The organism is Ruminococcus sp. 1001136sp1_2201st1_G3_2201SCRN_220225 (genome assembly GCF_040924365.1).
GTDB classification, from domain to species: Bacteria; Bacillota; Clostridia; order Lachnospirales; family Lachnospiraceae; genus Blautia_A; species Blautia_A faecis.
The window spans coordinates 49,031-70,943 of record NZ_JBCOME010000006.1; the positions used below are offsets into that span (position 1 = coordinate 49,031).

23 protein-coding genes and 2 pseudogenes are annotated in these 21,913 nt (G+C 42.7%); 23 read left to right on the forward strand and 2 right to left on the reverse strand.

The features are described from left to right. From AB5642_RS03700 to AB5642_RS03760, 13 genes and pseudogenes are all read left to right on the forward strand, one after another. On the forward strand, nucleotides 1–551 hold a 551-nt coding region (locus AB5642_RS03700), incomplete at its 5' end, for a conjugal transfer protein (RefSeq protein WP_368371471.1). 144 nt (nucleotides 552–695) lie between these two features. Beyond that, nucleotides 696–1,010 carry a DUF6442 family protein gene (locus tag AB5642_RS03705; RefSeq protein ID WP_009243022.1) on the forward strand — a complete coding sequence of 105 codons (315 nt, stop codon included), beginning with the start codon at nucleotides 696–698 and terminating at the stop codon, nucleotides 1,008–1,010. Nucleotide 1,011: 1 nt separating this feature from the next. After that, entirely contained in the window at nucleotides 1,012–1,221 is a 210-nt protein-coding gene (locus tag AB5642_RS03710) for a helix-turn-helix transcriptional regulator (RefSeq protein WP_005342572.1), read from the forward strand. 14 nt (nucleotides 1,222–1,235) lie between these two features. After that, nucleotides 1,236–1,565, forward strand: a complete 330-nt coding sequence (locus AB5642_RS03715; RefSeq protein ID WP_009243023.1) for a DUF3784 domain-containing protein — start codon at nucleotides 1,236–1,238, stop codon at nucleotides 1,563–1,565. Between the two features lie 15 nt (nucleotides 1,566–1,580). Continuing rightward, complete coding sequence (locus tag AB5642_RS03720) at nucleotides 1,581–1,811, forward strand: hypothetical protein (protein ID WP_003060191.1); 231 nt, start codon at nucleotides 1,581–1,583, stop codon at nucleotides 1,809–1,811. 166 nt (nucleotides 1,812–1,977) lie between these two features. Then, nucleotides 1,978–2,748 carry an ABC transporter ATP-binding protein gene (locus tag AB5642_RS03725; protein ID WP_003061398.1) on the forward strand — a complete coding sequence of 257 codons (771 nt, stop codon included), beginning with the start codon at nucleotides 1,978–1,980 and terminating at the stop codon, nucleotides 2,746–2,748. A 136-nt stretch (nucleotides 2,749–2,884) separates the two neighbouring features. Continuing rightward, a complete protein-coding gene (locus tag AB5642_RS03730) occupies nucleotides 2,885–3,499 on the forward strand; it encodes an FtsX-like permease family protein (RefSeq protein WP_368371473.1) in 615 nt (204 codons plus the stop codon). After that, nucleotides 3,486–3,701, forward strand: a pseudogene (locus AB5642_RS03735) (sigma-70 family RNA polymerase sigma factor); the annotation flags it as partial. The gene AB5642_RS03730 and the pseudogene AB5642_RS03735, both read left to right, overlap by 14 nt. 1 nt (nucleotide 3,702) lies before the next feature. Next, on the forward strand, nucleotides 3,703–3,951 hold the full coding sequence (locus AB5642_RS03740) for a helix-turn-helix domain-containing protein (protein WP_004613734.1): 249 nt from the start codon (nucleotides 3,703–3,705) through the stop codon (nucleotides 3,949–3,951). 434 nt (nucleotides 3,952–4,385) lie between these two features. Then, nucleotides 4,386–4,580, forward strand: coding sequence for a hypothetical protein (locus tag AB5642_RS03745; RefSeq protein ID WP_055168632.1), 195 nt, complete (start codon nucleotides 4,386–4,388; stop codon nucleotides 4,578–4,580). A gap of 104 nt (nucleotides 4,581–4,684) precedes the next feature. Next, nucleotides 4,685–5,905 (forward strand): tyrosine-type recombinase/integrase, encoded by a 1,221-nt coding sequence (locus AB5642_RS03750; RefSeq protein WP_055168668.1) that lies wholly within the window; start codon nucleotides 4,685–4,687, stop codon nucleotides 5,903–5,905. A 305-nt stretch (nucleotides 5,906–6,210) separates the two neighbouring features. Continuing rightward, nucleotides 6,211–8,793: an ATP-dependent chaperone ClpB gene (gene clpB / locus AB5642_RS03755; RefSeq protein WP_173718769.1), complete on the forward strand. Its 2,583-nt coding sequence runs from the start codon at nucleotides 6,211–6,213 to the stop codon at nucleotides 8,791–8,793. Nucleotides 8,794–8,819: 26 nt separating this feature from the next. Further along, nucleotides 8,820–8,993, forward strand: coding sequence for a DUF4250 domain-containing protein (locus AB5642_RS03760; protein ID WP_118582984.1), 174 nt, complete (start codon nucleotides 8,820–8,822; stop codon nucleotides 8,991–8,993). A gap of 294 nt (nucleotides 8,994–9,287) precedes the next feature. Here AB5642_RS03760 and AB5642_RS03765 read toward each other — a convergent pair whose 3' ends face one another. Next, nucleotides 9,288–9,473 carry a DUF6783 domain-containing protein gene (locus AB5642_RS03765; RefSeq protein ID WP_334285849.1) on the reverse strand — a complete coding sequence of 62 codons (186 nt, stop codon included), beginning with the start codon at nucleotides 9,471–9,473 and terminating at the stop codon, nucleotides 9,288–9,290. Here AB5642_RS03765 and AB5642_RS03770 point away from each other — a divergent pair. From AB5642_RS03770 to hslO, 8 genes and pseudogenes are all read left to right on the forward strand, one after another. Then, a pseudogene (locus AB5642_RS03770) lies at nucleotides 9,423–9,539 on the forward strand (DUF6783 domain-containing protein); the annotation flags it as partial. The gene AB5642_RS03765 and the pseudogene AB5642_RS03770 sit on opposite strands and share 51 nt — an antisense overlap. Before the next feature lie 4 nt (nucleotides 9,540–9,543). Then, nucleotides 9,544–10,035, forward strand: a complete 492-nt coding sequence (locus AB5642_RS03775; protein ID WP_237925857.1) for a MarR family winged helix-turn-helix transcriptional regulator — start codon at nucleotides 9,544–9,546, stop codon at nucleotides 10,033–10,035. A 76-nt stretch (nucleotides 10,036–10,111) separates the two neighbouring features. After that, the gene (locus AB5642_RS03780) at nucleotides 10,112–12,274 is read left to right on the forward strand and encodes an ABC transporter ATP-binding protein (protein ID WP_173718770.1); all 2,163 of its coding nucleotides are present in this window, start codon (nucleotides 10,112–10,114) and stop codon (nucleotides 12,272–12,274) included. Continuing rightward, nucleotides 12,271–14,118, forward strand: coding sequence for an ABC transporter ATP-binding protein (locus AB5642_RS03785; RefSeq protein ID WP_173718771.1), 1,848 nt, complete (start codon nucleotides 12,271–12,273; stop codon nucleotides 14,116–14,118). Before AB5642_RS03780 ends, AB5642_RS03785 begins: the two co-directional genes overlap by 4 nt. 277 nt (nucleotides 14,119–14,395) lie before the next feature. Continuing rightward, the gene (locus AB5642_RS03790) at nucleotides 14,396–16,471 is read left to right on the forward strand and encodes a UvrD-helicase domain-containing protein (protein WP_173718772.1); all 2,076 of its coding nucleotides are present in this window, start codon (nucleotides 14,396–14,398) and stop codon (nucleotides 16,469–16,471) included. Nucleotides 16,472–16,940: 469 nt separating this feature from the next. After that, nucleotides 16,941–17,954: a hypothetical protein gene (locus AB5642_RS03795; RefSeq protein ID WP_173717445.1), complete on the forward strand. Its 1,014-nt coding sequence runs from the start codon at nucleotides 16,941–16,943 to the stop codon at nucleotides 17,952–17,954. Between the two features lie 77 nt (nucleotides 17,955–18,031). Next, the gene (locus AB5642_RS03800) at nucleotides 18,032–18,793 is read left to right on the forward strand and encodes a class I SAM-dependent methyltransferase (protein WP_173718773.1); all 762 of its coding nucleotides are present in this window, start codon (nucleotides 18,032–18,034) and stop codon (nucleotides 18,791–18,793) included. Nucleotides 18,794–18,864: 71 nt separating this feature from the next. Continuing rightward, a complete protein-coding gene (gene hslO / locus AB5642_RS03805; RefSeq protein ID WP_173717446.1) occupies nucleotides 18,865–19,743 on the forward strand; it encodes an Hsp33 family molecular chaperone HslO in 879 nt (292 codons plus the stop codon). 20 nt (nucleotides 19,744–19,763) lie between these two features. Here the strand turns inward: hslO and AB5642_RS03810 are convergent, their stop codons facing one another. Further along, nucleotides 19,764–19,895 carry a DUF6783 domain-containing protein gene (locus AB5642_RS03810; RefSeq protein WP_334285848.1) on the reverse strand — a complete coding sequence of 44 codons (132 nt, stop codon included), beginning with the start codon at nucleotides 19,893–19,895 and terminating at the stop codon, nucleotides 19,764–19,766. Between AB5642_RS03810 and AB5642_RS03815 the strand changes: the two genes are divergently transcribed. Next, the gene (locus AB5642_RS03815; RefSeq protein WP_334285850.1) at nucleotides 19,860–19,982 is read left to right on the forward strand and encodes a DUF6783 domain-containing protein; all 123 of its coding nucleotides are present in this window, start codon (nucleotides 19,860–19,862) and stop codon (nucleotides 19,980–19,982) included. The genes AB5642_RS03810 and AB5642_RS03815 overlap by 36 nt on opposite strands. Further along, entirely contained in the window at nucleotides 19,963–21,879 is a 1,917-nt protein-coding gene (locus AB5642_RS03820) for an NAD(+) synthase (RefSeq protein WP_173718774.1), read from the forward strand. Before AB5642_RS03815 ends, AB5642_RS03820 begins: the two co-directional genes overlap by 20 nt. The last annotated feature ends 34 nt before the right edge of the window (nucleotides 21,880–21,913 follow it).

Here is a 21,913-nt window from a genome sequence, read left to right on the forward strand (position 1 = left end):
CCGATATACCGACCAGCTCCACGGTTACAGATGTGATTGTGTGGAGTATCGAACAGTTGGGAGCGGACACTTTTTCTGCTACCTACGAAGTAGATCAGCAGATAAAAGAGGGAGAACAGACAAGCAATGTGAAAGCAACCTATACTGTAAAAGTCTATGTGGACGCAGACGGGGATATGGTAATCGTTCAAAACCCTACCCTTGCACCAGCAGTTGAAAAATCAGACTATGAGCCTAAGACACCAGAAGCAGACGCAAGCGTGGACGCTGATACGGTAAATGACGCTACCGCTTTTCTGGAAACATTCTTTAAGCTGTACCCAACAGCGACGGAAAAAGAGCTTGCTTACTATGTATTGGGAAATGTGATTGAACCTATCGGCAGGGACTACCTTTATTCTGAACTGGTAAACCCTATCTTTATAAAGGACGGCGACAATGTGAAAGTCAAGGTTGCGGTAAAATTCATTGATAATCAGACAAAGTCTACGCAGGTATCGCAGTATGAGCTTGTGCTACATAAGGATAGTAACTGGAAGATTGTAGGATAAATGATATAGCGTGCATTTCTTATCAGATTTGCACGCTTTTACAAAACGACAAGAAAACTGTGCAAAAATATTGACTTGTAATGACCGAATGCTATAATATAAATGACAAGTGTACTTGGTATTATTTGAAAGGAGCGTTATATAATGGATAAAGAAAAAATACTATCACAAAACAAAAAAGAGAATCTATATCTTGATGAATACGAAAAACATATTAAACTTCAAGGGAAATCTTTTGGCTTAATGTTTGTTTTATTTATCTGCATTTTAATTCTTCTCATTAAAGCAGTTTGTAAAGAACCCTACTATGACATAATGACAATTATTGGGTCTGTGGCATTTGGCTCTATGGGTTATGAAGCACATATTTCAAAAAATAAATCCAAATTTGTTATTGCTTTATTCTTTCTTCTATTTATGGGGTATTACTTTTATAAATTTTTAATGATAGGTTTATAGAATGGACGAACATTTAATTTTGCGAAACAGATTAAAAACTGTACGAAAAGAAAAAAAATTATCACAAACAGAATTAGCTGAACTAGTCGGGGTTTCTCGGAATACAATTAGTTCTATTGAAACTGGACAATTCAATCCAACAGCAAAATTGGCATTAGTGCTTTGTATAGCTTTAGATAAAAAATTTGAAGAATTATTTTATTTTGATTAAAGGAGAGAACGATTATGGAATTAGAGGAATTGATTGTTGAAATAGTTATAGGATTGTTTTTACTTTTTATATCTTATCAAATAGGAATAAAAGAGAATATTACTTTATTACATGGTTATCATTATACACAACTTGACCCTAAAGATAAAAAGGTGTTTACAAAAAAAATAGGAATAGGCACTTTACTGGTTAGTATTGGTATTCTTGTTATGCCGATTATCAATTTAATCTCTCATTCTGAATTAGGCTATTACATAGGTCTTATTTTGATTGTTGTAGGAGTGTTTTATATCATATTCATCATTGTAAAATACAATGGAAAACTTATTAGCTTTAAAAAGTAGAATTGAGGTATGAATATGATAGGACTGAACAAAAGAGATATAAAAAAGGCATTGAAAGCTGGTGCAAAAGCTGGCGGTGTATCATTGGCTGATGTTCGGGCGGATATTGAAGCTACGATTGATGAAGCTATGAATAGCACCGACCCAGAGGTGCAGGCAAATTTCAAAAAGTATTTTGGGAATAAACGCCCTACACCAGAAGAATATATTTATATCATTACGAAAAAGACAAAGGCAAAATTATAATAAAAGGGTCGTGGAAATGCTTCACAAAATTGTGATCTGCATTATCACGGCTCTTTTACTCTCTGTTTACTTTCAAAACTGTAAGTGTAATTGAATACTGCCCTTGCTATAATTTAATTGTATTCCAAAACAAATAAATGTGGCAGGAAGAAAGGAGCGATTTTTAATGGAACACATTTTAAATTTAGAGCAAGTAAAAAAATACTACGGGGGTAACTCTGGAAATATCACAAAGGCAGTAGACGGTATTTCTATGTATGTAGATAAGGGCGAATTTGTCGCAATCATGGGAGCTAGTGGTTCTGGAAAGACTACCCTATTAAACTGTATCTCTACGATTGATACTGTAACCAGCGGACACATTACAGTCAATAATCAAGATATTACCAAAATCAAGGATAAAGATTTTGCTGATTTCAGACGTGAAAATTTAGGGTTCATTTTTCAAGATTTCAACCTTTTAGATACTTTAACGATTGGAGAAAACATTTCTTTATCATTGGTTATCAACAAACAGAATCCTACTGATATTGAGAAAAGAGTTCATGCTATCGCCGATAAATTGGGTATTCGTGATATTTTATCGAAATTTCCTTATGAAGTTTCTGGCGGACAAAAACAGCGTTGTGCTTGTGCTAGAGCCTTAATCAATGAACCGAAACTGATTTTAGCTGATGAACCGACGGGAGCTTTGGACTCAAAAGCTTCCAGATTATTACTGGAAACAATGTCTGAAATCAACAAGAAAATGCAGGCTACTATTTTAATGGTAACACATGACCCGTTTAGTGCGTCTTTCTGTGAACGTATTTTGTTCTTGAAAGACGGTAAAATATTCAATGAAATTTTCAGAGGGGAAAAAAGCAGAAAAGATTTCTTCAATGAAATACTGGATATATTAACCTTGCTCGGAGGTGAAGTGGGAAATGTTAGGTAAGTTAGCGTATAGAAATACAAAAAGAAATATTAAAGATTATTTGATTTATCTGATAACCGTTACTGCATCCTTTTCTCTTATATTTGCTTTTAATTTGGTGGCAAATTCTGATGAAATTGTAAAGTTATGTTCCAGTATGGATGCATTTAAGAATTCATTGTTCGCTGTAAATATTCTTATTATTTTTGTGATATGCTTTTTGATCAACTATACAACGAAATTTATGTTTGAAAAAAGAAGTAAAGAATTAGGAACATATATGCTTCTTGGCATTAAGAAAAAAGAAATTGCCCACTTAGTTGTAATTGAAAACATACTGTTGGGAATTTTAGCAATTGTATTAGCTATTCCTATTGGCTTTTTATTCAGCCAGTTTGTGTCGTTAGTAATTGTAAACTTACTGGGTATTCCAAAAACTCTCTTTATTTCTTTGAATTTTGTTTCTATTGGACTATTGATAATTTATTTTTTAACTATTTATGTTTTGGTTTTACTTAATCTATTAAGAAGAATAAGTAAAATGACGATACGTGATTTTCTTTACTTTGATAAACAAAATGAAAAGAAAATGTTCCGTGACAGTAAAAAAAGAAATGTCATTTTTGTTTTAAGTATTATTCTTGGTGTGATTTCTCTTTTTCTCTGGAATTCACGTTGTACTATGGATAATTTTAATAAGCAAGAAACACTCACCTGTTTGATGGTAAGCGTAATCATGTTGATTATCAGCATTTATGGTATGTGGCATTGATATTCGTGTCCTTGATGATGAGCTGGCAGAAGCCTTGAAAAAACTTCCAGAAAGAAAGAGAAATACTCTGTTAATGTATTACTTCTTGGAAATGACAGAAAGTGAAATTGCCAACTTACAAAAGATTACGCAAAGCGGTGTATTTAGAAACCGACATCATGCTTTGGAAACTATGAAAAAAATACTAAAGGAGAAGCAGTAAAATGAAGCAAACATTTAAGAAGCCGTCCTACTATTTGCTTTCGCAAGCAATGGACGGGGACGAAAAAGCGATTGAAAAAATACTGGCATTTTATGACCCGTACATATCAAAGTGCTGTTTGCGCCCACTCTATGATGAATACGGCAATGTCTATATTGTTGTAGATATGGAGTTAAAGGGACTTATCCGAGAAGCACTTATCAAAATGATTTTAGGGTTTGATATTGCCTTAGAAATCGAAGAAGAATAAGCAGTTTTTAGCAGAGCATGGTTTAATGTTCCCCTCTTTCCTGCTCTGCCCTGCTTTTACATGAAAGCAACACGCTTTCGCCACAGCTCTTTGACAACTGAATAAAGCAGACAGATACGTTTGTGAGATAGCGAGCCACGGGGACTGTACGCCACGACCTTTCCAAAAGAAAGCGAGCGACTCACGCAGTGATCCGAGAGCGACTGTTGGAAAAGTCGTTTTGCCATGACCTATCCTCACAGAATAATGATACGTCCGCATGGTGCGGTTCTGCCCACAAGAATGGGAATAGTTGAGATACTAATGGAGCTTTCCAAAGCCGTCTGTCTGCTTATGTAACTTATAAATAGACACACAGTAAAGGGGGTGTTACATTATGTTAAATACTGATGTGTTAAATGATGTGATGTTCCAGCGAGGTAAGGTGTTGGAATATGAATAAAACGAAGATAAGAGCAACGGAACAGCCGATTGCTGTTGATATAGAGGGACTGTCTGCTAGGTTATCTTGTGGTCGTGCTACTGCAAGAAAGATTGGCGAGCAGGCAGGAGCAAAAATTGTGATAGGTCGCAGGGTTCTTTATTCCATAGAAAAAGTCAAGAAATACTTGTTATATTTGGAAGAATAGAGCGATTTTCTATTTATGTTCTCTGGCGTGTGTAGTATAATAAGAAAGGACAAAGCACGCTGTGAGAACAAGAAAAGAGGCTTTTTCAGAAAGGAATGGTTCTCATGGCAATTAGTAGAAAAGACCCAAAAGGAAGAAAATTAAGAGAGGGCGAAAACTGGCGTAATGATGGAAGATACAGTTATCGTTATACAGATGTAAGAACAGGCAAGAGATTGACAGTCTATGCACAAGATTTACCAGAGCTTCGAGAAAAAGAGAAGCAGATTGCAAAAGATATGGAAGATAATATATTGACAGACGGAGCAATCAAAAAAATGACGCTTAACACGTTGTTTGAGCGTTATATGGCAACTCGTGAGCTGGCTGATACTACAAGAGTTAGTTATGTTCGTGCTTGGGAAAACAGAGTAAAAGACGAGATTGGAAATATTAAAGTTGTTCAGCTTTTACCCTCACATATTAAAGCGTATTATGCGAAACTTTCCAAAGCTGGATATGCTTATTCTACAATCAAGTATATTCACAACCTGCTTTATCCTGCATTAGAAATGGCTGTTGATGATGATATTATCCGAAAGAACCCTGCAAAAAGTTCCATTAGTGATTATGGAAAACCAGCAGAGGAAAAAGAAGCCTTAACAGTTTCTCAACAAGAAAAGTTTATGGAGTTTGTAAAACAGAGCAATGTCTATAACACATATTATCCTATGTTTACCATAATGATTGGTACGGGGTTAAGATGTGGGGAGCTTATTGGTCTTACATGGAAAGATATAAACATCAAGGCAAAAACGGTTAATGTAGACCACCAGCTCATTTATAAGAATTTAGGCGACGGTTGCAAGTTCCATATCTCAACACCAAAAACGTCGTCGGGTATTCGTATTATACCTATGACACAAGAAGTTGCAAAAGCCTTTGAGGAACAAAGAAAAATCAATTTTATGCTTGCAAAGGATAAGAGCATTGAGGTGGACGGGTGTTCGGGGTTTGTCTTTACAGCAAAATCGGGCAGACCGCTTATGCCGAATGGCGTAAATAGTGTTTTATACAACATTGTAGACGCATATAACAAAACCGAAGTAGAGAGAGCAAAAAAAGAGCATAGGAAAGCAGAGCTGTTACCAAAGTTTTCAGCTCATGTAATGCGTCACACAGCTTGTACCAGAATGGCAGAGTGCCGTATGGACGTAAAAGTTCTTCAATATATTATGGGACACGCTCATATAGATGTAACAATGGAAGTGTATAACCATATTGGAGAGCTGACAAGGATTGAAAATGAGATTGCAAGACTAGATAGTATGGTGTTAAATGCTTGACACCACAAAAAGAGAAATTGGTGTCAAATTGGTGTCAAAACAGAAAAAATCACAATTTCAAAAGAAATAAGATACTGCAAACCATTGATTTTAAAGGGTTTGCAAAAAAAATCTCAAAAAATTAGCACTCACCTATTGACAGTGCTAACAATCCATGCTATATTAAAAACCGTAATAAGAAACTACCTATACAAAACGCAGCCCCTGCGAGTTACTTTTTTAAAGAGCCGCGGCAGCTGCGTTTTATATATAAAAATAGGTGGGTGAAATTATTTTCATTCACCCAAGCTGAAGGAGGAGAGCCTATGAACATCAGCAAATTTACGCAGAAATCCGTACAGGCTGTTCAGGATCTGGAGAAGGTTGCTTACGAATACGGCAATCAGGAAATCGAACAGGAACATCTGTTATATACCCTCCTGACACAGGAAGACAGCCTGATTCTCAAGCTTATTGAGAAAATGGAAATAAATAAAGATTATTTTATTGATACTGTAAAGAAAGCTCTGGATGCCAAGGTAAAGGTATCCGGCGGAGAACTCAGATTCGGACAGTATCTGAATAAGGCTTTGGTAAATGCAGAAGATGAAGCTAAGGCAATGGGAGATGAATACGTATCCGTAGAGCATCTTTTCCTGGCCCTGCTGAAATATCCAAGCCCCAGCATGAAGAAAATCTGGAGCGAATTTGGCATTACCAAAGAGCGCTTCCTGCAGGCACTTTCCACAGTACGTGGAAACCAGCGTGTGGTAAGCGACAATCCGGAAGCCACCTATGATACTTTAAATAAATATGGCGAGGATCTTGTGGAGAAAGCAAGAAGTCAGAAGCTGGATCCGGTCATCGGACGTGACAGTGAGATCCGGAATGTGATCCGTATTCTTTCCCGTAAGACCAAGAACAACCCGGTTCTCATCGGTGAACCTGGTGTTGGTAAAACAGCCGCTGTGGAAGGTCTTGCACAGCGAATTGTAGCAGGAGATGTTCCGGAAGCACTGAAGGATAAGAAAATTTTTGCCCTGGATATGGGTGCACTGGTAGCAGGTGCCAAATACCGTGGTGAATTTGAGGAACGTCTGAAAGCAGTTCTTGAAGAGGTAAAAAAGAGCGAAGGTCAGATCATCCTGTTTATTGATGAGCTTCATCTGATCGTAGGTGCAGGTAAGACGGATGGCGCAATGGATGCCAGCAATATGCTGAAACCAATGCTTGCCCGTGGTGAGCTTCACTGCATCGGTGCTACCACACTGGATGAGTATCGTCAGTATATTGAGAAAGACGCTGCCCTGGAACGTCGTTTCCAGCCGGTTATGGTGGATGAGCCAACTGTGGAAGATACCATTTCTATCCTTCGAGGTCTGAGAGAACGTTACGAAGTATTCCATGGTGTTAAAATCACAGACAGCGCACTTGTTGCAGCTGCAACACTTTCACATCGTTATATTACAGACCGTTTTCTTCCGGATAAGGCAATTGACCTGGTAGATGAGGCCTGTGCCCTGATCAAAACAGAGCTGGATTCCATGCCAACTGAGCTGGATGAGCAGCGCCGTAAGATCGATCAGATGAAAATGGAAGAGTTGTCTCTGAAGAAGGAAACCGATAATTTAAGCAAAGAGCGTCTGGAAGAACTTCAGAAGGAACTTGCGGAAATGCAGGATTCCTTCAATACCCAGAAGGCTCAGTGGGAGAACGAGAAACATTCTGTAGAGAAGCTTCAGAAGCTTCGTGAACAGATTGAGGATATGAACAAACAGATCCAGATCGCAAGACAGAACTATGATCTGGAGAAAGCTTCCGAACTGCAGTATGGCGAGTTGCCGAAATTACAGCAGCAGCTGGAAATCGAAGAGCGCAATACAAAAGAGAGCGACAGAAGCCTTGTCCACGAAGTAGTAACAGACGATGAGATCGCAAGGATCATTTCCCGTTGGACCGGCATTCCGGTAGCAAGGCTGACAGAGGGAGAGCGTGCCAAACTGCTTCATCTGGAAGATGAGCTCCACAAACGTGTTATCGGTCAGGACGAGGGTGTACGCCGTGTAACCGATGCCATCCTTCGTTCCAAAGCAGGAATCAAAGATCCGACCAAACCAATCGGTTCTTTCCTGTTCCTTGGACCTACCGGTGTTGGTAAAACAGAGCTTGCCAAAACCCTTGCACAGACTCTTTTCGATGATGAGCAGAATATGGTTCGTATCGACATGAGCGAGTACATGGAGAAATACTCTGTATCCAGACTGATCGGAGCTCCTCCAGGATATGTTGGATACGAGGAAGGCGGACAGCTTACAGAGGCTGTTCGTCGGAAACCGTACAGCGTTGTACTTTTCGATGAGATTGAGAAGGCACATCCAGATGTATTCAATGTACTTCTGCAGGTACTGGATGATGGTCGTATTACCGATTCCCAGGGACGTACTGTAGACTTCAAGAATACAATTCTGATCATGACCTCCAATATCGGATCTCCTTATCTGCTGGATGGTATTGATGAAAATGGAGAAATCAAGGAAGAAGCCCAGAAAGAGGTTATGGATGATCTGCGCGGACATTTCCGTCCGGAATTCCTGAACCGTCTTGATGAGATCATTCTGTTTAAGCCGTTGACAAAAGATAATATTGGTAGTATCGTTGATCTGATGGTAAAAGAGCTGAATGACCGTCTTGCCGACCAGGAGCTTTCCCTGGAGCTGACAGATGCAGCCAAGAAGGATGTCATTGACAATGGTTACGATCCTGTCTACGGTGCAAGACCTCTGAAGCGTTATCTTCAGAAATATGTAGAGACACTGACTGCCAGAAAAATCCTTTCAGGCGAAGTCCATACCGGCGATACACTGGTACTGGATGTGGAGAATGGAGAGTATGTGGTTAAAGTGAAGTAAAGGAAAAGAAAAGGAGTCCAAGTCTTATGATACCAAAAGATCCTATGATTCTGCTTAGTTATGTAAATACCCAGCTTCGGGATTATTACGATTCTCTGGAAGCACTGTGCACCTGCCGCGGACTGAACAGGGAATCCCTGTTGGATAAGATGGATTCCATCGACTACCACTACGACGAAGAGACCAACCAGTTTATTTGAAATCACAATATTCAATACCGCTTGTCAAAGCTGTGAAAACCGCTTGGCAGGCGGTATTTTTTTGTAACAGGAAATTCCTGTTACGCATTACATAAAAAGCCTGCCGGGCAGGATTCTTTTTATCATGAAAACTCCGGACAACAGATACTGTGGTCTTATACATAATAATTAGCCGACAAAATAAATACATATTTTTAATTCAATAAAATTAAGCTATAAATCTAAAAAAAATATAAACTGCACAAAAAACACTTGCGTTTTTTGTGTAAAAGTGTAAACTATAAAATTAGTCGGCTAACTAATACGAGAAAGCTGAACAGGAACCTGAAACTGTGGTACATATTCTGAAGCCTGTATCCTAGAGCCTGTTTGAAAAATCATTCCTGCAATCTGCACGCCCCACTTTGCGGTATATTTTGCCCGAATTCGGTTGCCGTAGCCCGCTACGGCGCCCTCCTCCGGACAAAATCTCCCACAAATTGTGACGCACATCTTGCAGAAAGCCTTTTTCAAACACGCTCTGGTTTCAGACAGCAAGTGAGGTGAGAATTTGGAAAACGACAATGAGAAAAGCATTCAACGTCTGATTATGGAAATCAGCCGCATGTATATGGAAAAATGCTTTGGTAAACTTAAAAGTCTGGGAATCCATCCAAGACAAATGCCGATTCTGGCTGTTCTGTGGAAAGAAGACGGATGCAGCCAGAAAGAACTGGCCAGCCAGTTAGGCGTGAAGCCGCCTACTGTTACCGTAAGTATCCAACGCCTGGAAAAAATCGGTATTATAGTTCGAAAACAGGATGAAAAAGATCAACGCATAAGCCGGATTTATCTTACAGAAGAAGGAAAAGCAATAATTAATGAAGGTATGCGCATGGCAAAGGAAGGAGAAAAACAGGTTCTGAACGGATTTTCCGAAAGTGAGTTATGTCTGATGAAACGATTCTGCATACAGATTAAGGAAAATATTGCGGCAATGCCAGCACCAGAGTTTTCACCGGAAGAAATGTGCATGGGACATTTTTGCCATAATAAAAAGTAGCACAGGAAACTGAAAAACAAAGCAAAAGGCAGAAAAGCCTGGATGTTTTGAAAAATGTAGAAAGGACAACCCAAGCATGATTAAATTAATGAAGTATCTGAAAAAATCAGCAGGCTATATCGTCCTGATCATTGGACTGCTGTTTTTGCAGGCATACTGTGATCTGTCCTTGCCGGATTATACCTCCAAGGTAATTAACGTAGGGATCCAGCAGGGGGGAATACCAGATGGTGTTCCGGAAAAAATGCGTCAGAGCACAATGGAAAATCTGCAGATTTTTATGGACGAAGACACACAGAAAGAAGTTCAGGACTCTTATGTCCTGGATGGAGACACATATGAACTGAAAGATGGCATTACAGGGGATAAACGTGAGGAATTAAACGATCTTCTGTGCAAACCTCTGATGATGTACACCTCTTTTACCTCTGGCAGTGAAGAGAGCCAGAAAATGCTTTCCCAGATGCAGGTATCGGAAGGAACGGACCCAATGCAGGTTTTGTCAGCAATGCCGGAGGATGCAAAAAAACAGATGCTGGAGGCTGCAGATGAGAAGCTTTCTGACATGCCGGAATCTATTCTTACACAGGCCGCTGTCAGTGGTGTGAAAGCAGAATACGAAGCTATGGGCGAGGATCTGGATGCAATTCAGATGAATTACATCCGGACATCCGGAATCCAGATGGTCCTGATGGCGCTGGTGATCATGCTGGCCGCTGTAAGTGTTACTTTCCTTTCAGCAAGAGTGGCAGCAGCCCTTGGACATGATCTGCGAGATAATGTATACCGCAAGGTCATTCATTTCTCCAGCAACGAATATCATAAATTTTCCACTGCATCCCTGATCACGCGAAGTACCAACGATGTGCAGCAGGTGCAGCAGGTTATGACCATGATGTTCAGAATCGTTCTGTATGCGCCCATCCTTGGCATCGGAGGCGTGCTCAAGGTTCTCCAGACCGATTCCTCCATGACCTGGATCCTTGGAGCCGCAGTAGCTATCATTCTGATTGTTATTTTTGTACTGTTCCAGATTGCAATGCCGAAATTCACCAGGCTGCAGACTCTCATTGACCGTCTGAACCTGGTAACCAGGGAAATCCTTACCGGAATCCCGGTTATCCGCGCGTTCAGCCGTGAGAAGCATGAGGAAGAGCGTTTTGAAAAAGCAAATATGGATCTGACAAAAACAAACCTGTTTGTAAACCGCTGTATGACATTTATGATGCCGATCATGATGCTGATCATGAACGGTGTATCTGTAGCGATTATCTATTTCGGTGCACATGGCGTTGACAATGGAACTATGCAGGTAGGAAATATGATGGCATTTATCCAGTACGCAATGCAGATTATTATGTCCTTCCTGATGATCACAGCAATCTCCATTATGCTCCCAAGGGCAAACGTGGCAGCCGGCCGAATCTGTGAGGTTCTGGAAATGGAGCCATCTGTAAATGATCCGGAGGAACCGGTAATGCCAGATAAGCAGGAAAAAGGAACGGTCGAATTTGACCATGTAAGCTTCGCTTATCCGGAAGCAGGGGAAAATGTCATCAACGATATTACCTTTAAGGCAGAAAAAGGCCAGACTGTTGCTATCATCGGAAGTACCGGAAGCGGCAAGAGTACACTGGTCAACCTGATCCCCAGATTTTATGATGCAACGAAGGGCTGTGTCAAAGTAGATGGTGTGGATGTACGAAATATGACACAGCATGAGCTTCGTGACCGTCTGGGCTATGTACCTCAGAAGGGAGTCCTGTTCTCTGGAACCATCGATTCCAACATTCGTTACGGTAAGCCGGATATGCCAGAGGAAGATGTAAAACTGGCAGCTCAGATCGCCCAGTCCGATGACTTTATTGAAGCGAAACCGGAAGGCTACAAAGCACCTATTTCCCAGGGAGGAAATAATGTATCCGGTGGCCAGAAGCAGCGTCTTTCCATTGCAAGAGCGATTGCCAAAAAGCCGGAAATCCTGATCTTTGACGACAGCTTTTCCGCACTTGATTTCAAGACTGACAGCAAGCTTCGCAAGGCCCTGAAGGAAAAGACAAAGGATATTACCACGATTATCGTAGCACAGCGAATCAGCACTATCCTGAATGCAGATCAGATCATCGTGCTGGATGACGGAAATATGACAGGCATCGGCACCCACAAGGAACTGATGAAGAATTGCGAGGTTTACCGCCAGATCGCCATGTCACAGCTTTCAGAGGAGGAATTAGCATGAGTGAAAATAAAGCCAGAGGCCCTATGATGGGTGGTCATCGGAGCCGTGCAATGAACTCCGGGGAAAAGGCAAAAGACTTTAAAGGAGCAATGAAACGACTTTTGAAATACATGGAACGCTACAAAATCCGTTTCGTTCTCATGTTTCTGTTTGCAATTGCAGGAACCATTTTTAACATTGTAGGACCAAAGATCCTTGGAAAGGCAACAACAGAGCTTTTTAACGGCCTGGTAGCCAAGGTAAACGGCACCGGAAGCATTGATTTTGAAAAAATTGGCTATATTTTGTTATGGACATTAGGACTGTATCTGGCAAGTGCCTGCTTCTCCTTTATCCAGGGTTATGTGATGACCGGAATTTCCAACGACGTTACCTACAATTTACGTAAAGATATTTCAAAGAAATTCAGCCGCCTCCCAATGAACTATTATGAGAGCCGGACAAACGGCGAAATCCTTTCCCGCGTAACGAACGATGTGGATACCCTTCAGATGAGCCTGAACCAGAGTATTACCCAGCTGATCACATCAGTTACCACCCTGATCGGTGTGTTTGTGATGATGCTGTCCATCAATGTGTGGATGACCCTGGCTGCCCTTCTGATCCTTCCGATGTCTATGCTTATCATCAATTTCGTTATGAAGCACTCCCAGAAATATTTCCAGGCACAGCAGAAGTATCTGGGGGAGGTAAATGGCCAGATTGAAGAGAACTACGGCGGACACAATGTAGTGAAGGTATTTAATAAAGAAGAAGACGTAGTTGCAGAATTTGAAAAAGACAACCAGAAGCTTTACGAATCAGCATGGAAATCTCAGTTTTTCTCCGGAATTATGATGCCGGTCATGCAGTTTGTTGGAAATCTTGGATATGTTATGGTAGCCCTTCTTGGAGGATGGTTCACGATCAAAGGCTCTATTGAAGTAGGTGATATCCAGTCCTTCTTCCAGTACATCCGTAACTTTACCCAGCCCATCCAGCAGATCGCACAGGTAACCAACCTGCTTCAGTCCTCAGCTGCTGCTTCCGAGCGTGTGTTTGAGTTCCTGGATGAGGAGGAAGAGGAGACTACCAAAGAGAATGCCGTTTCTATTGACGGGCTCAGCGGAAATGTAGAATTTGATCATGTAAGCTTCGGCTACAATCCGGAAAAGATCATTGTCCACGATTTTTCGGCAAAGGTCAGAGATGGTCAGAAAATTGCGATTGTAGGTCCTACTGGTGCAGGAAAAACCACAATGGTTAAGTTGCTTATGCGCTTCTATGATGTAAACAGTGGTTCTATTAAAGTAGATGGCCATGATGTAAAAGATTTCAACAGAAGCGAGCTTCATGAAATGTTTGGAATGGTGCTTCAGGATACCTGGCTGTTTTCCGGAACCATTATGGAAAACATCCGCTATGGACGGCTGGATGCTACCGATGAGGAAGTGATCGCAGCAGCAAAGGCTGCTCATATCCACAACTTTATCATGCAGCAGCCGGGAGGCTATAACATGGTTCTGGATGAGGAGACCAGCAATGTTTCCCAGGGCCAGAAGCAGCTCCTGACAATTGCAAGAGCCATTCTTGCAGACAATAAGATCCTGATCCTGGATGAGGCTACCTCCTCCGTTGATACCAGAACCGAGGTACAGATCCAGAAAGCTATGGATAACCTGATGAAAGGCAGAACCAGCTTTGTCATCGCTCACAGACTTTCCACCATCAGGGACGCAGATCTGATCCTGGTTATGAAGGATGGTGACATTATCGAGCAGGGCAGCCATGAAGAGCTGCTTGCAAAGAAAGGCTTCTACGCAGATCTTTACAACAGCCAGTTTGATAAGACGCAGACTGCATAAAAGTAAGTGAAACAGATAAAAAAATACAGCAGCTTTTTCGGAAAATATACGGAAAAACTGCTGTTTTTTTTGTCTTCAGAGAGAAAAAATCCAGGGATTTGCTGTCTGTACTTTTACCCGCAGATAATGTATAATGGAGCAAAGTTTCTGCCGGAAAGGAAGGCAGGGACAAAGTCATGACAACGAAAAAACTCATTTATTGCAGCAGCCCTGGGTGTTTTTTTACAAAGACTTGTAGAAAGGGCTGCAGCGCGAATGTTAAAGGAGTATACCCCCAATGACAATTGATAATAAAGACGGAGCAGCTTTTCTTGCATACGTTACAGATAAATTAGAAACCAGGATCGCCCATATCAGCCAGTCCATTCTGGAAGGACAGAAGGATATCGAAGGAATGCATGAGTATTACTGGGAGAACTATACGGAGATGGACCAGTATGGTTACGAAAATTTCGATAACCAGCAGGCACTTCTTCACCAGATCAACGCCAACGAGCAGCAGATCCATCTGCGAAAAAGATTTCGTAAAATGCTGGATTCCCCTTTCTTTGGAAGGGTGGATTTCGTATTTGAAGGGGATGAGGAGCCGGAGATTTTTTATATTGGAATCGGAAATTTCGCAGAAGAGGCAGGGCATACGCCGCTGATCTATGACTGGCGTGCTCCTGTCAGCGGGCTTTTCTACGACTATGATAAAGGTCCGGCGTCTTACCAGGCACCGCTGGGAACCATCTGCGGTGAAATTGCCTCCAAGTGGCAGTACAAGATTCGAAATGGCCGTATGATTTACCAGTTTGAAAGTGATGTGAAGATTGATGACGAGATTCTTATGGCAGAGCTTGGCAGCGGAGGCAGCACTGCGCTGAAAAATATTGTCCGCACCATCCAGAAGGAGCAGAATGCCATCATCCGAAACACCAGGGATAAGATCATGGTAATCCAGGGCGCAGCCGGAAGCGGCAAGACCTCCATTGCCTTGCACAGAATTGCCTATCTTTTGTATCACGACCGCAAGAACCTAAAATCCTCCAATATCCTGATCCTGTCTCCCAACAGCATCTTTTCTGATTATATTTCCCATATACTTCCGGAATTGGGAGAGGAAAATATTAAAGAAATGAGCTTTGATCTTTTTGCCTACAGACAGCTGAAGGATACGGTATCTGACTGCGAAGACCGCTATGATCAGATTGAGCGCAGCCTGAATTTCCCGGATATGCCTTCCTTATATAAGGAAAAACAGTCCAGGGAATTTTTGAATCGGATGGAGGGGTATCTCACCTCCTTAGAAGATGAGCTGATGGATTTTCATGATGTGGAATATAAGAGCTTTACGAAAAAAGAAGAGGAGATCATTGATCTTTTTTATTTTAAATTTCAGGATATCCCTCTGTTATCACGTATGGAGGCAGTTGCAGAGAATTTCATTGATGAGGTAGAGACGCTTCGGGACAATGATATGGATGAGGAAGAACGTGCCATTGTAATGGAGAAATTCATGAATATGTATGAGACACAGGATCTCTATGTGATCTACAGCCGTTTTCTGGAAAGCTGCGGCTATCCGGGACTTCCCCATGTACAGCTTCAGGAGCGAAAGCTCCGGTATGAGGACGTCTATCCGGTACTTTACATGAAGTACCGCCTTCTTCGCCAGACTAGCCACAATGGTATCAAGCACCTGGTAGTAGACGAAATGCAGGATTATTCAAGGCTTCAGTATCTGATCCTTAAAATGATGTTTCCCTGCCGCATGACCATTCTGGGGGACAAAGCCCAGACTATGGAAGATGAGGCTCAGGATGTCCTGGGATTTTTACCGAAAATTTTCGGAAAAGAGATCCGCAGGATCGTCATGAACAAAAGCTACCGAAACACTGTGGAGATTGCTTCTTATGCGAATCAGCTTGCAGGGATTACAGATATGGATCTGTTTGATCGTCATGGCCAGCCAGTTGAAGAATTATTTTTTAAAGGGAAAAAACAGCAGGCAATGGAAGCGGCTCTGGATGAGCTTGTGAACAAGCTTCAGCTGGGAGCGGAACAGTTTGAGACAGCTGCGTTGATCCTTCGCACGGAATCTGAGGCGAAAGAAGCCGCCCGCATTTTGAAAGAAAAACTGGAAAATACAGGGTTTGATATGGAAAACCGTTTCTCATACCTGCATCGTGACAGTACCAGCTTCTGCAAAGGCCTTACAGTTACTACGTTTTATCTTGCAAAAGGTCTGGAATTTGACCAGGTATTTTCCCTGTTCCCTGCAGCAGATCAGAGCCCGATTGCAAAACAGGGACGTTATATTGCTGCTACCAGAGCGCTTCATAAATTGCATATGTACGAATACGGAAAATAAATATTACAAAAGTATGACAAACAGAGCGTAAAATAAAAAAGAAATTCAGGTTGTCGAAACATGCTGCCAAATGCAATGTACATTTTGCTGATAGGATTTTACAAACACCCTCTGAAAAAATGTATAAAGTTCGTCACGAAAGTTTATAATATTTTCAATTTAGAGTTACTGTTCACTGGTAATATTCCGCGAGGTGTTTTTTGTGAACAAAGTTCACAGAAAACCCGAGAGTTGCGGCGCGAAATCATGCAAAGCATGATTTCTGTGCATCGCGAAGCGTGTTACTGTGAACGGAGTGAACAGTAACAATTTAGATTCTACAGTGGGAAATCCATTGACAGGCTTGTAATAAAATTGTAAAATACAGCTCGGGAGATTTTTATAAACGAGAAATATTTTCGTTTTGTTAATGAAATAGAATCATGTAGATTTACAAAATTTACTTATGAAAAGAAATAAGGAGGATACTATGAAGAACAAAAAGATTTTAGCTATCTTAACGATATCAGCAATTGTTTCTGCAGCTGCTACAGGCTGCAGTTTTGGCGGAGACGAGCCAGAAGAACAGGTAGTGGTAACTGAGACACCTGCTCCGGAAGCAACCGCTACACCTACTCCGGAGCCAACCATCGCGCCAGACGTACAGGACAGCACCTATACATCAAGCAATGGGGCTGTCTCCATTAAGCTTCCAGATGCTACCTGGTCCAATAAGGCGGATGAGGCAGATATGCTCAGCTTCGAATCCCCGGAGCAGGGTAAGATCCTGATCCTTCATGGACAGGGAGAAGAGGACATGTCTTCTGCTATGCTTCCGGATACGCAGGATCTGGCTGTGGCATTAGAGCAGGCTTCTGACCTTGCAGAAGGTACTGACTTTGAGATCCAGGATTATACCGCCAGTGATGTGGAGGGAGTAGGCGTTTATTCTTACACTGTGAAGTACACAGATGCTTCCAAGAGCGGCGGATATGTTTATGCGATCCATAAAATTTATAAGAGCTCTGATGAGTATTACAATATCTGCGGATCTGTTGTAGATGAGGCTTCTTATGCAGGAGTTAAGGCTGCAGTTGATTCCTTCGGAATTGCAGGAGAGTCTTCTTTGAAAGCTGCTGCACCGGTACAGTCTTCTGACAGTGCAGACGGAAGCACTGAGGGAAGTACAGATGGTTCCACTGACGGAACACAGAGTGCAGGTACTGATTCTGCGTCCTCAGGTGATGGAAGTAGTGATGGAACAATCACAAACTCCGGCGGATTTACCCAGGAGCAGCTTACAGACACCAACCAGACCAGAACTATTTACCGTAACTCCGATGGCCATCCCCTTGTAATTACTCCGGATGGAAATGGAAACTGGGTTGACTTTGATGGAAATACCTATCGTTTTGTAAATAATGAGGACGTTTACGATCAGAATGATGTGGATTATTACTGGCATGGAGAAGGTGCAGACGTATATTACATGCCTGTAGAGTAAAGAAAAAGCAGAATGTTGACTTACACGGACACAGCTACCCGGGATGGATGGCTGTGTCCGTGACAGTTGGAGGGAATATGGATAATTTTCAGGCTTATGGCGAATTTGCCAGAGTATATGATATGTTCCAGGACAATGTGGACTACCAGACCTGGGGCAAATGGCTGAAGCAGCAGCTTGCAGCGCAGGGAATCACAGACGGACTTGTGCTGGATCTTGGCTGCGGCACGGGAACCATGACTGAGATACTGGCAGAGGCTGGCTATGACATGATCGGAGTGGATAATTCCGGGGAAATGCTGGCAGAGGCCATGGAGAAGCGGGTAGAGTCCGGGCATGACATTCTGTATCTTCTTCAGGATATGCAGGAGTTTGAACTTTATGGAACCGTACGGGCTGTGGTAAGCGTGTGTGACAGTCTGAATTACATAACAGAGGAAGAGGAGCTGGAGCATGTGTTTGCCCTGGTAAATAATTATCTGGATCCTCAGGGGATTTTTCTGTTTGATATGAATACGGTTTATAAGTATCAGACTATGATCGGGAATACTACGATTGCTGAGAACCGGGATGAGGGAAGCTTTATCTGGGAGAACAGTTATGATGAGGAGACCGGGATTAATACGTATGAGCTGGCTCTGTTTATTCCAAGAGAGGACGGACTTTATGAGAAGGATGAGGAGGTTCACTATCAGAGAGCCTATTCTTTGGAGAAGATCAAGGAACTTATTGGAAAAGCGGGAATGGAGCTTCTGGCAGTGTATGATGCTTATACACTGGAGCCACCGAAGAAAGATAGCGGCAGGCTTACCTTTGTAGTAAGGGAACATGGTAAATGATAATATAATAATAAGATAAATAGCTATAGGATTACGATTAACATTATAACAGTATAGATTGGAGAATACACATGAATGATTATATCATCCGCGCGACTGCAGCTAACGACCAGATCCGTGCATTTGCGGCAGTGACCACTGAGATGGTGGAGACTGCAAGAGAGCACCATAATACAAGTCCGGTGGCTACGGCAGCGCTTGGAAGACTTCTGACTGCAGGAGCCATGATGGGCTCCATGATGAAGGGGGAAAAAGATGTTCTGACCCTTCAGATCAAGGCCGGCGGTCCCCTTCAGGGAATTACGGTAACTGCTGATTCCCAGGGAAATGTAAAGGGCTATGTAGGAAATCCAGATGTCTGCATTCCGGCAAATTCCAAAGGTAAGCTGGACGTTGCAGGAGCAGTTGGTCCTGGATTCTTGACTGTGATTAAGGATATGGGGCTAAAAGAGCCATACAGCGGACAGGTTATGCTTCAGACCTGTGAGATCGCAGAAGACCTGACCTATTATTTTGCAACAAGTGAGCAGGTACCGTCCGCAGTTGGACTTGGAGTTCTGATGAATAAGAATAATACAGTACGCCAGGCAGGTGGGTTTATTGTACAGCTGATGCCATTTGCAGAGGAAGAAGTGATTTCCAGGTTAGAACAGAACGTACAGAAGATCAATTCTGTCACCAACCTGTTAGAGGAGGGACATACCCCGGAGAGTCTGCTGGAGAAAGTGCTGGAAGGCTTTGACGTGCAGATCAATGAGAAAATGGACACCCGTTTCCGCTGCAACTGCTCCAAGGAGCGAGTAGCGAAAGCGTTGATCAGCATCGGCAGAAAAGAATTAAACGAAATGATCCAGGAAGGCAAGCCAATCGAGATGAACTGCCATTTCTGTAATACCAACTACAATTTCACAGTAGAAGAGCTGAAAGAAATTCTAAGAAGATGCAAATAAGCTGAATTGAGACAGAATCACTATTTTTCCGCCATAGAGTTTGCACTGGTGACTGGTGTGCAGATTGCGGTATATTTCACCCAAATTCGGTTGCCGTAGCCCGCTACGGCAACCTCATCCGGGCGAAATCTCCCACAAATTGTGACGCACATCTTGCAGAAAGCCTTTTTCAAACACACTCTAAGGCGTGGAAATGGTTGGATAAGAGAGGACTAGGATATGAATCAGGGATTTATTAAAGTAGCGGCAGGAACGCCGCAGGTTACAGTTGCTGATTGTAAGGCCAATACCAGGGCAATTCTGGAAGTAATCCGTGAAATGGAGACACAGCATGCAAAGCTGATGGTACTGCCGGAGCTTTGCATCACAGGCTATACCTGCCAGGATCTTTTCCTTCAGAGAAGACTGCTGGACAGTGCATGGGAGAGCCTTCTGACTATTGCAGAGGAGACTGCGGATGTGGATGCGCTGATCTTTGTGGGACTTCCTATGCGGATGAACGGCAAGCTCTACAATGTGGCAGCAGTATTGAACCACGGAAATATTCTTGGATTTGTACCTAAGACTCATATTCCAAACTATAATGAATTCTATGAGCAGAGACACTTTGCTTCCGGGGCAGATGTGTGGACAGATGTGACAGTTGGGGAGGAAAGCGTACCTTTTGCCAGCAATCTGATTTTCTCATGTGAAGGACTGCCGGAGCTGACAGTTGGCGCGGAGATCTGCGAGGATCTGTGGGTTCCACTTCCGCCTAGTGTAAATCTGGCACAGGGCGGTGCCCATATTATCGTCAATCTTTCAGCCAGTGATGAGATGGTTGGTAAGGATTCTTACCGCCGTGATCTGGTGAAGGGTCAGTCTGCCAGACTGGTGTGCGGCTATATTTACGCCACAGCAGGAGAGGGTGAATCCTCCCAGGATCTGGTATTTGGCGGACAGAACCTGATCGCAGAGAATGGCACCATGCTGGCTGAGGCGAAGCGCTTCCAGAACACTGTGATCTACGGAGAAATTGATGTGCAGAGACTGGCAGATGAGAGAAGAAGACTTTCCACCTACCCGGCATCTGATGATGCTGACTGCCAGATCGTACCTTTTGATGTGGAAGTGGAAGAGACCTCTCTTACCAGGAAGTTTGCCCCCTATCCTTTCGTACCTTCTGTAAAAGAAGAGCGTGATATGCGCTGTGAGGAGATTCTGAACATTCAGGCTATGGGACTTAAGAAGCGAATGAGCCACATCCACTGCCAAAAGGCAATGGTCGGACTTTCCGGGGGACTTGATTCTACACTGGCATTGCTTGTAATTGCACGTACTTTCCAGCTGATGGGACTGCCATCTGAGAATATCCGCTGCATTACCATGCCATGCTTTGGTACCACAGACAGAACTTACCAGAATGCCTGCAAATTAAGCCAGTGCCTTGGTGCTGCTCTGACGGAGGTCAATATTAAAGAGGCGGTAAATATCCATTTCCGTGATATCGGTCACGATGATTCCGTTCATGATGTAACCTATGAGAACTGTCAGGCCAGAGAGCGTACGCAGATTCTTATGGATATGGCAAACCAGGAGGGAGCACTTCTTGTGGGAACCGGTGACCTTTCCGAGCTTGCTCTTGGATGGGCAACCTATAATGGAGACCATATGTCCATGTATGGTGTAAATGCCTCTGTTCCCAAAACGCTTGTAAGACATCTTGTCCGCTATTATGCAGATACCTGCGGAGAGAAAGAGCTGGAAGAAGTTCTTCTGGATATTCTGGATACTCCGGTAAGTCCGGAGCTTCTGCCGCCTAAGGACGGCAAGATCGCGCAGAAAACAGAAGATTTGGTTGGTCCTTATGAACTTCATGATTTTTATCTGTATTATATGCTTCGTGCAGGCTTTGAACCGGATAAGATCTATCGCATTGCCTGCCGTACCTTTGAGGGTACCTATGACAAGGCTACGATTCTGAAATGGCTGAAAATCTTCTACCGCAGATTTTTTGCCCAGCAGTTCAAACGCTCCTGTCTTCCTGACGGCCCGAAGGTAGGTAGTGTGGCGCTGTCTCCAAGAGGTGACCTGCGTATGCCAAGTGATGCAAGCGCAGCGGTATGGATGGAAGCTCTGGAGAAGCTTGAAGTATAAAACGATTGTGCGGTATGCTTTCCATGCATTTTGC

Bases quoted from the DNA above. Each gene is read 5' to 3' on its own strand.
- AB5642_RS03780 (WP_173718770.1), top strand. From the start codon at position 10,112: ATGATTAAATTAATGAAGTATCTGAAAAAATCAGCAGGCTATATCGTC.
- AB5642_RS03710 (WP_005342572.1), top strand. From the start codon at position 1,012: ATGGACGAACATTTAATTTTGCGAAACAGATTAAAAACTGTACGAAAA.
- AB5642_RS03790 (WP_173718772.1), top strand. From the start codon at position 14,396: ATGACAATTGATAATAAAGACGGAGCAGCTTTTCTTGCATACGTTACA.
- AB5642_RS03720 (WP_003060191.1), top strand. From the start codon at position 1,581: ATGATAGGACTGAACAAAAGAGATATAAAAAAGGCATTGAAAGCTGGT.
- AB5642_RS03795 (WP_173717445.1), top strand. From the start codon at position 16,941: ATGAAGAACAAAAAGATTTTAGCTATCTTAACGATATCAGCAATTGTT.
- AB5642_RS03730 (WP_368371473.1), top strand. From the start codon at position 2,885: ATGGATGCATTTAAGAATTCATTGTTCGCTGTAAATATTCTTATTATT.
- clpB (WP_173718769.1), top strand. From the start codon at position 6,211: ATGAACATCAGCAAATTTACGCAGAAATCCGTACAGGCTGTTCAGGAT.
- AB5642_RS03760 (WP_118582984.1), top strand. From the start codon at position 8,820: ATGATACCAAAAGATCCTATGATTCTGCTTAGTTATGTAAATACCCAG.
- AB5642_RS03800 (WP_173718773.1), top strand. From the start codon at position 18,032: ATGGATAATTTTCAGGCTTATGGCGAATTTGCCAGAGTATATGATATG.
- AB5642_RS03725 (WP_003061398.1), top strand. From the start codon at position 1,978: ATGGAACACATTTTAAATTTAGAGCAAGTAAAAAAATACTACGGGGGT.
- AB5642_RS03810 (WP_334285848.1), bottom strand. From the start codon at position 19,895: ATGTGCGTCACAATTTGTGGGAGATTTCGCCCGGATGAGGTTGCCGTA.
- AB5642_RS03745 (WP_055168632.1), top strand. From the start codon at position 4,386: ATGAATAAAACGAAGATAAGAGCAACGGAACAGCCGATTGCTGTTGAT.
- AB5642_RS03740 (WP_004613734.1), top strand. From the start codon at position 3,703: ATGAAGCAAACATTTAAGAAGCCGTCCTACTATTTGCTTTCGCAAGCA.
- AB5642_RS03820 (WP_173718774.1), top strand. From the start codon at position 19,963: ATGAATCAGGGATTTATTAAAGTAGCGGCAGGAACGCCGCAGGTTACA.
- hslO (WP_173717446.1), top strand. From the start codon at position 18,865: ATGAATGATTATATCATCCGCGCGACTGCAGCTAACGACCAGATCCGT.
- AB5642_RS03705 (WP_009243022.1), top strand. From the start codon at position 696: ATGGATAAAGAAAAAATACTATCACAAAACAAAAAAGAGAATCTATAT.
- AB5642_RS03785 (WP_173718771.1), top strand. From the start codon at position 12,271: ATGAGTGAAAATAAAGCCAGAGGCCCTATGATGGGTGGTCATCGGAGC.
- AB5642_RS03715 (WP_009243023.1), top strand. From the start codon at position 1,236: ATGGAATTAGAGGAATTGATTGTTGAAATAGTTATAGGATTGTTTTTA.
- AB5642_RS03750 (WP_055168668.1), top strand. From the start codon at position 4,685: ATGGCAATTAGTAGAAAAGACCCAAAAGGAAGAAAATTAAGAGAGGGC.